Genomic DNA, 13,374 nt, shown 5'->3' with positions numbered 1-13,374 from the left:
TCGCTGACGCACCCTCAGAGCTGGCTGGCGCTGCGCGTGGCCTCGGCCTGGTAGTGAAGGCGAACCACGCTGCCCTCGACAACCTGCAGATGGATGCTGGATTTTCGGGACGACCACTTGCGGTCGATGCCGGGGATCACGTCGTCCTGCCGGCTCTTGGTGCTGATCTCCAGGCCGTAGCGCGAACGCAGCGAAGCGGTGAGACGCTGGGCCAGGGCACGCGCCTCATTGGCGGTGGCCGCCTGCGAACGCAGCGTGATGCCTTTCAACTTGTCCTGCTCGAACTCGAATGCCACCGAAAACGTGGCGTCCAGCAGTTCGTGGCGTGGAATTTCCAGCAGCACCGGGCCACGCGATACGGGGCGGGCTTCCGGAATCAACGCCAACACCTCGGCAGGCGACGCGCCGGCTGGCACGTCGCGCCACAGCGATTGGGCCGACGCGGTGGCGGCCAGGAAGAAGAGGGTGGTGGAAAGCAGGAACTTGAGCATGTGGGGCGTTGGAGCAAACCAGCGCCACAAAGGTTTCAGTGAGCGCCATCCGCAGGGGGCATTGTGCGTTCAAAGTGCATGGTCCAGTTGATCTCCCACGTGTCGCCACCATCTGATGAGAACGCCTGTTCCCAAAGGGGAGTGGGTGTGTCGGTACCGCTCCAGCGGAACCGCACGCGGATGGGCCGGCCATCCAGCACATCGTCCGCGTGAAAGGTGCCCACGCCGTCTTCGAAACTGCCGACCACGGGCACGTCGAGCCGGCCCGGATGCCGGCCATCGAGCCACCAGATGGACCACAGGCCTGTGCTCGCGTCGTGCGTGCGCAGCGTGACGGCGCGGTAGCTGCCGGCTGGCAGGTGCAGCAGGTTGTCGTCCACGATGCCGGCGCCGCCCAGCACCGGCCACGCGCTGCACTGGCCATCGAAGGTCTCCCAGTCGTCGTTGCCGCACAGACGTTCCTTCAAACGCCGGTGGTTGACTTGCCAGTGTCCGTGGAGGAAATCGAAATCGTGGGTGCTGGAATGGGTCATGGCTTGGTCCTTTCAGATGTCGACGCGCAGCGCCGAGCGAGGGGTGGGCACGAGGCGGTGACTTTGGGCGGGTTGAGCCAGCCAGGGGGCGAGGGCGGGCCGTGCCTGGTGCGCCCAGGCGCCACTGCGCGCAAAGGCGTCCAAGGCGTCTGAGCTGTCGAACAGGGCCAGGCCCACCAGCACCGGCTGGCCTTCGTGCACCGGCAGACGGGGAAAGTTGTTCGGGATCTGCTCGGTGACATACCAGGCGACGCGACGTGCGCCGCCTTGCTGCAGCACAGGCGACAGCACCTCGCGGCAGAGCGCCAGCAGATCGCTGCTGGCCGGTGCGTGCAGTGGAAACACAGTGACGTCCAGCAAACCTTGCGAAGGCGCTGTGCTACCTGGTTCGGCGCCCCGCTGCTCCCCGCCGTCGATGCCCGCGCCCGGCCAGGCGGGCTTCAGCAGATGCACGTCGTCCGAGTCGACCATGGTCGCGTTGGCCGCATCGCGGTGGGCCTGCCACACCGGTCCTCCGTAGAACGCGTTCAGGCCCGCAGCGCGCTGGGTCATGCCGGCAAAGCCGCGCAGCCAGATGAAGCGGTTCGCATCGTCGAGATCGCTGAACTGGCCGATCACGCGCATACCCTCGGCCTCCTGGGACTCGATGAATTCGCGCTCGAACAGCGCGATGAGTGCTTCACGCTGCCCGGGGTGGAGTGTGTAGCGGCGCAGTTCGACGATCGGGGATTCGGTCATGCGGGAGTCTCCTGAAAAAAGTGATGCGCCGATGATGCGCGGAATAACCTGACAAGGCATGTCATGTTTAAATCAACTCATGCAAGCCAGCCGTCTGCTGTCCATCCTCATGCTGTTGCAGGCGCGCGGCCGCATGACGGCGGGTGCGCTGGCTAAGGCCATAGAGGTGTCGGAGCGCACCATCCTTCGAGACATCGACCAGCTGTCGGCCGCGGGCGTGCCGCTGTGGGGTGCTCGCGGACGGCAGGGGGGCTTTCAGTTGCGCGAAGGCTGGAGCACGCAGCTCACCGGCATGACCGAGCCCGAGGCGCACGCGCTCCTGCTCGCGGGTCTGCCAGGGCCGGCCACCGAGCTGGGTCTGGGCGCGGCGGCGGCTTCAGCACGGCTCAAGATGGTGGCCAGCCTGCCCAGCGGCTGGCGCGAGCAGGCCGATCGCGTGGGGCAGCGCCTGCACATCGACCCGGTGGACTGGTACCGCGCACAAGATGCACCAAAGTTCTTGCGCGAAGTGGCCGACGCGGTCTGGCGCGCGCGCCGCATCGAGGTGCGCTACGAGAGCTGGAAGGGCGAAGTGCTGCGCGTGCTGGAGCCGCTGGGGCTGGTGTTGAAAGCCGGTGCCTGGTACCTGGTGGCCCGCCCTGCTGGCGGCGTCACGCCTGCGAAGGAGTTTCGCAACTACCGCCTCGCCAGCCTGCTCGCGCTGCGCGATCTGGGCCAGACATTCAAGCGACCAAGAAGCTTCGAACTGTCGCGCACCTGGCAGGCGTCAGCGATGCGCTTCGAAACGGAGTTGCGGCAGTTGAAGGTGCGCGCGCGGGTCTCGGCGCGCTGCCTGAAATGGCTGGCGAACGCGCGCATTCCTTATGTGGAAGGTGCTGAGGGGGAAGTGGTGTTCCAGGTGGAGTCGGTGGAACAGGGTGCGCGGCAGTTGCTGGGCTTCGGGCCCGAGATCGAAGTGCTCGCGCCGCCCGCGCTGCGATTGCGCCTGGCCCGGCAGGCTGAGGCGGTGCGGTCGCTCTACGCCGTGGGCTAGCAGTCCGACCGCCCAGCGGCGCTGGATCGACATCGCTGCCAGTCCTATACTGATCTGCTGGCTTGCCGAGGCCAGGCGGCGCCTTCGATGCCAGTCATTCCTGTGCCGAGAAAGGACTGCATATGCTGACCCACGCTACGGTTACCACCATGCTCCCGGTCATCGACATGGCTCGGGCACGCGGATTCTACGAAGGACCCCTGGGGCTTGTTCCCGGAGGTTTGCGACCGGACGGCAAGTTCGTCTATCGGGTCGGCGGTAGCACCCTGGCGCTGTTCCCCAAGCCGGAAGGAACCAAAGCAGACCACACGGCGATCAGCTTCCAGGTCGCCGACATCGTGGCGGCCATTGGCGCGTTGAAGCAGGCGGGCGTTGTGTTCGAAGACTACGATTTCCCGGACTTCAAGACCGTCAACCATGTGTGCGTTCTTGGCTCGGAAAAAGCCGCCTGGTTCAAGGACCCGGAGGGCAACTACCTGTGCCTGCACGAGGACATCGAGCAGGACGCCAACTAACCCGGTGTGAACCAGATGGCTGCGGTGCGCATGCCGAGCCAGGTGAGCAACAGCGAGCCGAACAGATGCAGGGCGGCAGTGCCCATGGCCAGCATCACCCGACCGTGTTGCAACATCGACATGACCTCCACCGAGAAGGTGGAGAACGTGGTGAGTGCGCCCAGAAAGCCGGTGATGATGGCCAGCCGCCAGGCAGGGTCGATCTGCGTCTGGCTCTGGAAGAACACCACGGCTACCCCGATGGCGTAGGCGCCCACCCAGTTGGCGGCCAGCGTGCCCCAGGGAAGCACTGCTGCGCCATGGTTGAGCCACAGGCTGAGGCGCCAACGCGCCAGGGCGCCGAGCACGGCACCGAGGGAGATGGCGATGACGCTGTGCATGGCGGTGGCTTTTCAGCGGATGTGTGAAATCAGAAGGGTGGGCCTTCGTCGTCTGCGTCGGCTGTGACCGCTTCCCGTTCCACCGGAGCTGCCGCAGCGGATGCGTCCCCTTGGGCCGCAGCGCCAAACGCCATCTCGCCGCCCAGCGCTTCCATCAGCTCGGGCAGCAGCTTCTGCAGCTCGCCGGTGGACAGCGCCACATCGGCATCGAAGCCGTTCTCGTCCTCGCTGCCCCGGTCTTCAAACACGCCTTCCAGGAAAGCGATTTTCTTGAGCTGCAAGGATTCGGTGAGCATGAAGCCGATGCGGCCTTCCCAGCTCATGGCCAGGCGCGTGGGCAACTTGCCTTCCGTGATGTGCTGGCGCACCTCGTCGGTGGCGAGGTTGTGGCGGGTGAATTTCACGGCAGACTTTTCTTCGTCACCCGACTTGAGTTCGCATTCGCGTTCCACCGCGAAGCCACCCGGCCACTCATCGGGCGTGGTGGCCGAAAGCCACTGCGTCATGGCGGTCTGCGGCGTCACGGCCGTTTGCAGCAGGGTGATGGCCAGGCCGTCGAAAGCGCGCACCAGCGCTGTGACCACTTCATCCAGTTTGCCCTGGCTGCTGGCGTCGGTCACCAGCCAGCCGTTCTCCAGATCGATCCACACCCAGGCAGACGACTGGCGCTCGAAAGCTTGCGGCAGCAGGGCGAGCAAGGCGTCTTCCCGCAGGGCTTTGGTTTCCTTCTTGCCGGGCTTGCGGCCGGTGGTGGCCTCGATGTGGTCGGCCGCTTCCTGCGCCTTCTTTTTCACCACCGAACCGGGCACGCCTTTGGTCTCGATCATCAGCTTCAGGATGCGCTGCCCGGCGACCGATTCCACCAACGGGCCGTGCGCCTCGCCGCGCGGCTCCACCCAGCCGACCGACTTGTCCTGCGTGGCGCCGCAGGGCACAAAACGCGCCGCATCGAGTGCGGCTTCCATCGATTCCAGCGTCGCGGCCCAGCCGGGCGCAATGCGGTAGATCGTCACATTCTTGAACACGGAAATACTTTCAAAAAACAAGCCCTGCACCCGGAATGGGTGCAGGGCCCGCCTATCTTAGAGGATGGCCTGTGCCTACATCCTGGAGGGCAGCCAGCTCACGATCTGCGGGAACCACCACAGCAGCAGCACCGCCAGCACCATGATGAAAAAGTAGGGCATGCAGACCCGTGCAATCCAGGTGATCTCGCGCTTGGTCATGCCTTGCAGCACGAACAGGTTGAAGCCCACGGGCGGCGTGATCTGCGCCATCTCCACCACGATCACGACAAAGATGCCGAACCAGATGAGGTCGATGCCAGCGGCCGTGACCGTGGGCAGGATCACGCCCATGGTGAGCACGATCATGGAGATGCCGTCGAGGAAACAGCCGAGCACGATGTAGAACAGCGCGAGCGCCAGCAGCAGCACGCCGGGCGTGAGATTCAGGCCGGTGACGAACTCGGCCAGGTGACGCGGCAACCCGATGTAGCCCATGGCCAGGGTCAGAAAAGCGGCGCCCGCCAGAATGAGCGCGATCATGCAATAGAGGCGCGTGGCACCCATCAGCGAGTCTCGGAAGGTGGTCCAGTTCAGCGACCCCTGTGCGGCAGAAAGAACGAGCGCGCCCACAACACCCACGGCGGCCGCCTCGGTGGCGGTGGCGATGCCGGTGTAGATCGTGCCAATGACGCCGCCAATCAGCAGGATCACCGGAATCAGGTGGCGCGATTCGTTGAGCTTTTCCATGAAGCTCATGCGCGTATCGCTCAACGGCACCTTGTCCGGGTTGAGCAGGGCCCAGATCATCAGGTGACCGCTGAACAGCGAGGCCAGCAGCAGGCCGGGCAGCACGCCCGCCACAAAGAGCTTGGCGATCGACACCTCTGCAGCAACCCCGTAAACGATCATGATGATCGAAGGCGGAATCAGCAGGCCCAGCGTGCTGGCGCCACCGAGCGAGCCCACGATCTTGTCGGGCGGGTAGCCACGTTTCGTGAGCTCCGGAATGCTCATCTTGCCGATGGTGGCGCAGGTGGCGGCCGACGAGCCCGACACCGCCGCAAAGATGGTGCTGCCCAGAATGTTGGTGTGCAGTAGCCGGCCGGGCAGGGCGTTCACCCACGGCGCCAGGCCGCGAAACATGCTCTCCGACAGCTTGGTGCGGAACAGGATCTCCCCCATCCACACGAACAACGGCAGCGCGGTCAGCGTCCAGCTGCTGGCCGAGCCCCAGATGGTGATGGCCATGGCGTCGCCAGCGGGGCGCGAAGAAAAGAGCTCCATGCCGATCCAGGCCACGCCCGCCAGCGTGAGCCCGATCCACACGCCGCTGCCCAGCAGCACGAACAGCGAGACGATCAGCAAGGTGGTGACGACCACTTCATTCATGGCGCGTCTCCACGCTTTCGTGCGAACGTTTGCGCCGCAGCTCCAGCACCCATTCGTCCACGAGTGCGACCAGCAGCACGGTGGTGCCCACGCCCATGAGGATCTGCGGGATCCAAAGCGGCGTGGCATCGGCCGAGGTGGAGATGTCGTGGAACTGGTGCGACTGCCAGGCCAGTCGCCACGCGTAGACGGCGAGCAGTCCGGCGAGCACCGCGGCGACCGACAGCGACCACAGCTCAAGTCCGCGACGCGCGCCACCGGTGAGCTTGCCGATGATCAGCGTGACGCGAATGTGTTCGCCGCTCTTGAGCGTGTGCGCCAGCGCCAGGAAACCGGCGCCCGCCATGGCGTAGCCGGCATAGGCGTCGGTGCCGGGCACATAGAACTGCAGCGCGCGCCCCAGCATGGAGAGCAGCACCATGACCAGCACACCGATCATGAACAGCGCGGCCAGCCAGGCCGCGCCGGTGTAGAGCGCGTCGAGGGATCGGCGCATTTACTTCCTGTACGCGTCGAGCATGGCCTGGCCTTCAGGACCGGCTTTTTCCACCCATTCCTTGACCATCGTCTCGCCGACTTTCTGCATATCGGCCTTCAGCGCAGCCGAAGGCGGCTCCACGGCCATGCCGTTGGTTTTGAGGATGGCCAGCGTGTCGGTGTTGACCTTCTGCGAGGCGGCCCAGCCACGCGTCTCGGCTTCGGCAGCGGCTTTCAGCAGCGCGTCCTGCGTCGGCTTGTCGAGGGCGTCGAAAGCTTTCTTGTTGACGATCACGGCGTTCTTCGGCAGCCAGGCCTGCACGTCGTAGTAGAACTTCAGGTGTTCGTAGAGCTTGCTGTCCACACCGGTGGCGCCCGAAGTCATGTTGGCTTCCACCGCACCGGTGGCCAGCGCCTGCGAGAGCTCGGCGGCCTGCACCGTGACGGGTTGTGCGCCCACCAGTTCAGCGATGCGCGAAGTGGCCGGGCTGTAGGCGCGCCACTTGCTGCCCTTGAGGTCGGCCGCGCTGGTCACGGGCTTCTTGCTGTAGATGCCCTGGGGTGGCCAGGCCACGGTGTAGAGCAACTGCATGCCCTGCTCGGCGAGCTTCTTCTCCAGGATCGGCTTCTGTGCCTTGTAGAGCTTCATCGACTGGTCGTAGCTGGTGGCGAGGAATGGCAGGCCATCGGCGCCGAACATCTGCCACTCGTTCTGGTAGGCCGCCAGCAGGATCTCGCCCGCTTGCGCCTGGCCACCTTGCACCGCGCGCTTGATTTCGGGCGCCTTGAAGAGGGACGCGCCCGGGTGCACCGTGATCTGCAGCTTGCCACCGGTGGCCTTGTTCACGTCGGCCGCGAAGGTGGCGAGGTTGACGGAATGGAAGTTGGTGGCGGGATAGGCCGCGGGCAGGTCCCATTTGGTCTGGGCGTGTGCGGAGAGGCTCAAGGCAGCGGCCGCGGCGGCCACGGAAAGGCTGAACAGACGACGTTTCATGGGAGGGCTCCAGGTGGGTGTGGACTCGGATCGTGCAGCGGTTTGCGGCAGGGTTGGACTCTATCGGCGAGTGGGCGAAGTGTGATCGGTACTTTCCCTTGATGTCAACAAATTGTTGGTAAATCGTCGGCATAACGCCTAAACTGCCGTGCACCGAAACGACGCAGAATTTTTGACATGGCCCGTTCCAAAGCAAGTGCCAAGCCAACCCCGACACAGGCGCCCATCGTGTCCTCCGCGCACCTGGTGTCGCCTCGCAGCGCCGAGATGAGCGAGTTCGAATTCGGGCTCATCGTGTCCGGCAATGCGTTTCATCGCTGGGTGATTCACTGCATGAGCGCCGCTGGTCTGAAGGACCTCACGGCGCTCGATGTGCTGGTGCTGCACCACGTCACGCACCGTGCGCGCAACAAGCGGCTGGCCGACATCGCGTTCATCATGAACGTCGAGGACACCCACCTCATCAACTACTCGCTCAAGAAGCTGCAGGGTCTGGGGGTGGTGGAGTCCAGCAAGAACGGCAAGGAAGTGACCTACGCCTCCACCGACCTCGGCAAGGGCTATGTCACGCGGTACCGGGAGATCCGAGAGAGTTGCCTGATCGACGCGCTCAAGGCGGACGACGCCCTCAACCACGACATCGGTCAGCTCGCCCGCTTGCTTCGCGTGCTCTCCGGCATCTACGACCAGGCCGCCCGTTCGGCCGCATCCCTCTGAACCACATGACTCCGACAAAAGACCCGCGCTGGCAGTTCTGGATCGACCGCGGCGGCACCTTCACCGACATCGTGGCCAAGCGCCCCGACGGCTCGCTGGTCACCCACAAGCTGCTCTCGGAGAACCCCGAGCAATACCGCGATGCGGCGGTCGCCGGCATCCGCCACCTGCTGGGGCTCAAGCCCGGTGAGCCGGTTACTCCCGAGCAGGTGGAATGCGTGAAGATGGGGACCACCGTGGCCACCAACGCCCTGCTCGAACGCAAGGGCGAACGCACGCTGCTGGTGACGACGCGGGGATTCCGCGACGCTCTGCGCATCGCCTACCAGAACCGCCCGCGCCTGTTCGATCGCCGCATCGTGCTGCCCGAGCTGCTCTACAGCGATGTGATCGAGGCGCAGGAGCGCTTCAGTGCGAAGGGCGACGTGCTGCTGCCCCTGGACGAGGCAGCACTTCGCGCCGACCTTCAGGCTGCGCACGGCACCGGCCTGCGCAGCGTGGCCATTGTCTTCATGCACGGCTACCGTTTCACCACGCACGAAGCAGCGGCCGCCCGCATCGCTCGCGAAGTCGGCTTCACCCAGGTGAGCACCTCGCACGAAACCAGCCCGATGATGAAGTTCGTGAGCCGGGGCGACACCACGGTGGTCGATGCCTATCTCTCGCCCATCCTGCGGCGCTACGTGGAGCAGGTGGCCGGCGAAATGCCCGGTGTGAAATTGTTCTTCATGCAGTCCTCCGGCGGCCTGACCGATGCCCATGCTTTTCAGGGCAAGGACGCGATTCTTTCCGGCCCGGCGGGTGGCATTGTGGGCATGGCGCGCACGGCGCAGCTGGCGTTTGCCGACAGCCAGGGATCGAAGGGAGGCGGTGTCAAGGTGATCGGTTTCGACATGGGGGGCACGTCCACCGATGTGTCGCACTTTGCGGGCGAATTCGAGCGCGAGTTCGAGACGCAGGTGGCCGGTGTGCGCATGCGTGCGCCCATGATGAGCATTCACACCGTCGCGGCGGGCGGTGGCTCCATCCTCTCGTTCGACGGTGCGCGGTTTCGCGTCGGCCCCGAGAGTGCGGGCGCGAACCCAGGGCCGGCGAGTTACCGGCGCGGCGGCCCGCTGGCGGTGACCGATGCCAACGTGATGACCGGCAAGATTCAGCCGCGCCACTTTCCGAAGGTGTTCGGGCCGCAGGCCAACGAAGCGCTCAGCCTGGAGGCGGTGCAGTCGAAGTTTGACGAGCTGGCGCAGCAGACCGGCCGCCTGCCCGAGGAAGTGGCCGAGGGCTTCATCAACATTGCCGTGCAGCAGATGGCCAACGCGATCAAGAAGATCTCGGTGGCGCGCGGCTACGACGTGACGCGCTACACGCTGCAATGCTTCGGCGGTGCGGGTGGCCAGCATGCTTGCCTGGTGGCGGATGCGCTGGGCATGACGCGTGTGTTCGTGCACCCGCTAGCCGGCGTACTCAGTGCCTATGGCATGGGCCTGGCCGATCAGAACGTGATCCGCGAGCAGGCGGTGGAGTTGCCCTTGGCGGCTGCCTCGCTGGCCACGGTGGTGGACAAGCTCGATGCGCTGGCCGCCACGGCCCAGGCCGAGCTGGGCAGCCAGCAGGTGAATGCCGGTGCGGTGCAGGTGCATCGGCGCGTGCATGTGCGCTATGAGGGCAGCGACGCCGCGCTGGTGGTGCCGTTCGGCGACCTCAGCACCATCCAGGCCGGCTTCGAAGCGGCGTACCGGCAGCGCTTCGCCTTTCTCATGCAGGGCAAGCGCCTCGTGGTGGAAGCGGTCTCAGTGGAAGCGGTGGTGGCGGGCGATGCACCGCACGAACCACGCCATGAAACCCACGAGCCGCGCGAGGTTCCCCGGCGCGAGACCGTGCGCATGTACTCGGGCGGCCAGTGGTTCGACGCCGCGCTGGTGGTGCGCGAAGACCTGCGGCCGGGCGACGTGATCCCCGGTCCGGCCATCGTGGCCGAAAAGAACGCCACCACGGTGGTGGAGCCTGGCTGGGAGGCTGTGCTCACCGCGCTCGATCATCTGGTGCTGGATCGGCGCGTTCCGCGCAACACGGCCTACGCGCTGGGCACCACGGTGGATCCGGTGCTGCTCGAAGTGTTCAACAACCTCTTCATGAACATCGCCGAGCAGATGGGGCTGCAACTGCAGAACACCGCCTATTCGGTCAACATCAAGGAGCGGCTCGATTTCTCATGCGCGCTGTTCGACGCCGAGGGCAACCTGATTGCCAACGCGCCGCACATGCCGGTGCACCTGGGTTCCATGGGCGAGAGCATCAAGACCGTGATCCGCGAGAACTCAGGTCGCATGCATCCGGGCGATGTGTATGTGCTCAACGACCCCTACCACGGTGGCACCCACCTGCCCGACGTGACGGTGATCACGCCGGTCTACCTGGGCTCCGCTGGACAAGACAAGCCGTTGTTTTATGTGGGCAGCCGGGGCCACCATGCCGACATCGGTGGCGCCACGCCGGGCTCCATGCCCCCGTTCTCCACGCGCATCGAGGAAGAGGGCGTGCAGATCAACAACGTGAAGCTGGTCGACCGGGGCGTGCTGCGCGAAGCCGAGATGGTGGCGCTGCTGCAGAGCGGCGAATACCCCTCGCGAAACCCGCAGCAGAACATGGCCGACTTGAAGGCGCAGATCGCGGCAAACGAGAAAGGCGTGCAGGAGCTGCGCAAGATGGTCGAGCAGTTTGGGCTGGATGTGGTGCAGGCCTACATGCGCCACGTGCAGGACAACGCCGAGGAATCGGTGCGCCGCGTCATCACCCGTTTGAAAGATGGGCAGTACACGCTGCCGCTGGACAACGGCGCACAGATTCAGGTGGCGGTGCGCGTGAACACGGCGCAGCGCAGTGCCGAGATCGATTTCACCGGCACCTCGGCGCAGCAGCTCAACAACTTCAACGCCCCCACGGCGGTGTGCATGGCGGCGGTGCTCTATGTGTTTCGCACGCTGGTGAACGACGACATCCCGCTCAACGCAGGCTGTCTCAAACCGCTCAAGGTGATCATCCCGACTGGCTCCATGCTCAACCCCAACCCACCCGCTTCCGTGGTGGCGGGCAACGTGGAGACTTCAAGCTGCATCACGAATGCGCTCTACGGTGCGCTCGGCGTGATGGCCGCAAGCCAGTGCACCATGAACAACTTCACCTTCGGCAACGCCTCGCACCAGTACTACGAAACCATCTCCGGTGGCAGCGGCGCGGGTGAGGGTTTCGATGGAACCAGCGTGGTGCAGACCCACATGACCAATTCCCGCCTCACCGACCCGGAGGTGCTGGAGTTCCGCTTTCCGGTGCGGCTGGAAAGCTACGAGATCCGGCACGACTCTGGTGGCGTGGGTCGCTGGAAAGGCGGCAACGGTGGCGTGCGCCGCGTGCGCTTTCTTGAAGACATGACGGCCAGCATTTTGTCCAATGGCCGCATTCACGGCGCCTTCGGCATGGCCGGTGGCCAGCCTGGGCAGGTGGGCATCAACCGCGTGGTGCGGGCGGATGGCTCGGTGGAGGAGCTGGCCCACATCGGACAGGCCGAAATGAAACCCGGCGACATCTTCGAGATCCACACACCCGGTGGGGGTGGCTACGGCGAGGTCTGAGTCGCTGAGGGCGTCAAAGCTCTTCGACTCGCCTTGCCGGGTAGCTGTCCCAGGCCTGGCAGCCCGGGCACTGCCAGAAGTGCTGGCGGGCTTCGAAACCGCAGGCGGCACAACGGTAACGCCGCAGCGGTGCGCTGGCCTGCTCCAGCGAGAGCTTCACACGCTCTTGCGCCTCAGGGTTCGAGAGTGTTTCACCCGCCAGCCACTGGGCGGTGATCACCAGCGAGGGCTCGCGCTCCAGGTGCTGCAGGTAGTGCGCTCGCACTTCGGCAGATCCATCGCTGAGACTGGCCAGGGCTTCCGTGATGTCGATAGATGGCGCGCGCGATTGGGCCTCTTGAAGCAGCAGCACCGCTTCGGCCTGGCGTGCGGTCTGGCGCGCCAGGTCAGCCAGCATGCCGGCGGCCAGCGGCAGACCTTGCGGTGCATGCTTGTGCAGCTTGCGCAGCGCTTCAAAGGCTCCCTGTGCATCGCCCGCGAGCGATTTTTGAGTCGAGAGCGCCATCCAGCCGCGCGCGAGCTGCGGCGCCCGCTGCACCGCTTCCTCCAGCAAGCTCATGGCCTTGCCCTGATCGCCACTGCGCTGGGCCAGCTCGGCTTCTTCGCAAAGGTAGTGGGCCAGACGACCGGAGAAACTGCCTTGCTCGGCGTCTTCCAGTTTCTGCGCAATCTCCTTGGCTCGCGGCCAATCGCGTGACCGTTCGTAAATGCCAAGCAGCGCGAGCAAGGCTTCGCCTTCGAAGGCTGAACCCTGCAGCTTGTGCAGTGCCGCTTCGGCGCGGTCGAGCAAGCCCGCCTTGAGGAAATCCAGCGCGAGCGCATGCTGCGCTCGGTCGCGGTCTTTGCGGCTGATGTCGGCTCGCGAGAGCAGGTGCTCGTGCACGCGCACGGCCCGGTCGTAGTCGCCGCGGCGTCGAAAAAGATTGCCCAGCGCGAAGTGCAGTTCGGCGGTGTCGGGGTCGCCCTGCACCGCTTCAATGAAAGCGTCGATGGCCTGGTCTTGCTGCTCGTTGAGCAGGTGATTCAGTCCGCGGAAATAGGCCTTGGGCGCCTGGCGGCTTTCCATGCGCCACTGGCGCAGGTCGAGCCGGGAGGCCGCCCAGCCCATGGCAAAGGCCAGCGGCAGGCCCCACAGCAGCCAGGTGAAATCAAAGTCCATGCCGGCGGTCGTTCGGGTCGGGGAGCAGGGTGGAGTCTGCGTCGAAGGCGGTACTGGCCAGCATGGAGTTGGTGGCGGCCTGTCGCCGGGCCTTCTTGGCGCGAAGCCACAGCGGCAGCATCACGGCCACACCGAGGGCGACCCCGACCACGAGCGCGACCAGGATCACCAGCACCAGGGGTGCCTGCCAGCTGGCCCCGAAAAACAGGTGCAGCGTCACGCTGTCCTGGTTGTTCAGCGCGAAGGCGAACAGCACAAAAAAAATGGCTGCGTTGAGCAGCCACATCAGGTATTTCACGTCGTCCCCTTTGT

Annotated in this window: 14 protein-coding genes; 4 read left to right on the top strand and 10 right to left on the bottom strand. The window is 65.2% G+C overall.

Features of this window, described 5'->3' with window-relative positions; genetic code table 11:
• Nucleotides 1–14 precede the first annotated feature (14 nt).
• The 3 genes from CAP37_RS11705 to CAP37_RS11695 are packed head-to-tail and all read right to left on the bottom strand — an operon-like array spanning nucleotide 15 to nucleotide 1,762.
• Entirely contained in the window at nucleotides 15–491 is a 477-nt protein-coding gene (locus CAP37_RS11705) for a hypothetical protein (RefSeq protein WP_086124316.1), read from the bottom strand.
• Nucleotides 492–526: 35 nt separating this feature from the next.
• Nucleotides 527–1,024: a DUF1579 domain-containing protein gene (locus CAP37_RS11700; RefSeq protein ID WP_086124315.1), complete on the bottom strand. Its 498-nt coding sequence runs from the start codon at nucleotides 1,022–1,024 to the stop codon at nucleotides 527–529.
• Between the two features lie 12 nt (nucleotides 1,025–1,036).
• Nucleotides 1,037–1,762, bottom strand: a complete 726-nt coding sequence (locus CAP37_RS11695) for an NIPSNAP family protein (protein WP_086124314.1) — start codon at nucleotides 1,760–1,762, stop codon at nucleotides 1,037–1,039.
• 79 nt (nucleotides 1,763–1,841) lie between these two features.
• Between CAP37_RS11695 and CAP37_RS11690 the strand changes: the two genes are divergently transcribed.
• The gene (locus tag CAP37_RS11690) at nucleotides 1,842–2,795 is read left to right on the top strand and encodes a YafY family protein (RefSeq protein ID WP_086124313.1); all 954 of its coding nucleotides are present in this window, start codon (nucleotides 1,842–1,844) and stop codon (nucleotides 2,793–2,795) included.
• Between the two features lie 122 nt (nucleotides 2,796–2,917).
• Nucleotides 2,918–3,310 (top strand): VOC family protein, encoded by a 393-nt coding sequence (locus CAP37_RS11685; RefSeq protein ID WP_086124312.1) that lies wholly within the window; start codon nucleotides 2,918–2,920, stop codon nucleotides 3,308–3,310.
• On the opposite strand, the gene crcB is transcribed toward CAP37_RS11685, so the two are convergent.
• The 5 genes from crcB to CAP37_RS11660 all read right to left on the bottom strand — a co-directional run bounded on the left by crcB (nucleotide 3,307) and on the right by CAP37_RS11660 (nucleotide 7,557).
• Nucleotides 3,307–3,690 (bottom strand): fluoride efflux transporter CrcB, encoded by a 384-nt coding sequence (gene crcB, locus CAP37_RS11680; RefSeq protein ID WP_086124311.1) that lies wholly within the window; start codon nucleotides 3,688–3,690, stop codon nucleotides 3,307–3,309. The two genes, CAP37_RS11685 and crcB, sit on opposite strands and share 4 nt — an antisense overlap.
• Nucleotides 3,691–3,719: 29 nt before the next feature.
• Nucleotides 3,720–4,715 carry a recombination-associated protein RdgC gene (locus CAP37_RS11675; RefSeq protein ID WP_086124310.1) on the bottom strand — a complete coding sequence of 332 codons (996 nt, stop codon included), beginning with the start codon at nucleotides 4,713–4,715 and terminating at the stop codon, nucleotides 3,720–3,722.
• Between the two features lie 75 nt (nucleotides 4,716–4,790).
• Nucleotides 4,791–6,086 (bottom strand): TRAP transporter large permease, encoded by a 1,296-nt coding sequence (locus CAP37_RS11670; RefSeq protein ID WP_086124309.1) that lies wholly within the window; start codon nucleotides 6,084–6,086, stop codon nucleotides 4,791–4,793.
• Complete coding sequence (locus tag CAP37_RS11665; protein ID WP_086124308.1) at nucleotides 6,079–6,582, bottom strand: TRAP transporter small permease; 504 nt, start codon at nucleotides 6,580–6,582, stop codon at nucleotides 6,079–6,081. Before CAP37_RS11665 ends, CAP37_RS11670 begins: the two co-directional genes overlap by 8 nt.
• On the bottom strand, nucleotides 6,583–7,557 hold the full coding sequence (locus CAP37_RS11660) for a TRAP transporter substrate-binding protein (protein WP_086124307.1): 975 nt from the start codon (nucleotides 7,555–7,557) through the stop codon (nucleotides 6,583–6,585).
• 177 nt (nucleotides 7,558–7,734) lie between these two features.
• Between CAP37_RS11660 and CAP37_RS11655 the strand changes: the two genes are divergently transcribed.
• Nucleotides 7,735–8,274 (top strand): winged helix DNA-binding protein, encoded by a 540-nt coding sequence (locus CAP37_RS11655; protein WP_086124306.1) that lies wholly within the window; start codon nucleotides 7,735–7,737, stop codon nucleotides 8,272–8,274.
• 5 nt (nucleotides 8,275–8,279) lie between these two features.
• Complete coding sequence (locus CAP37_RS11650) at nucleotides 8,280–11,903, top strand: hydantoinase B/oxoprolinase family protein (RefSeq protein WP_086124305.1); 3,624 nt, start codon at nucleotides 8,280–8,282, stop codon at nucleotides 11,901–11,903.
• 13 nt (nucleotides 11,904–11,916) lie between these two features.
• Here the strand turns inward: CAP37_RS11650 and lapB are convergent, their stop codons facing one another.
• Both lapB and CAP37_RS11640 read right to left on the bottom strand, forming a co-directional pair.
• Nucleotides 11,917–13,062, bottom strand: coding sequence for a lipopolysaccharide assembly protein LapB (gene lapB, locus CAP37_RS11645; protein WP_086124304.1), 1,146 nt, complete (start codon nucleotides 13,060–13,062; stop codon nucleotides 11,917–11,919).
• Entirely contained in the window at nucleotides 13,052–13,360 is a 309-nt protein-coding gene (locus CAP37_RS11640; RefSeq protein ID WP_086124303.1) for a lipopolysaccharide assembly protein LapA domain-containing protein, read from the bottom strand. Before CAP37_RS11640 ends, lapB begins: the two co-directional genes overlap by 11 nt.
• Nucleotides 13,361–13,374: the final 14 nt, after the last annotated feature.

Source organism: Hydrogenophaga sp. IBVHS1, from assembly GCF_002127265.1.
Lineage (GTDB): Bacteria > Pseudomonadota > Gammaproteobacteria > Burkholderiales > Burkholderiaceae_C > Hydrogenophaga.
The sequence above is the reverse complement of the archived record's forward strand: the minus strand, read 5'-3'. Positions and strand labels throughout refer to the sequence as shown.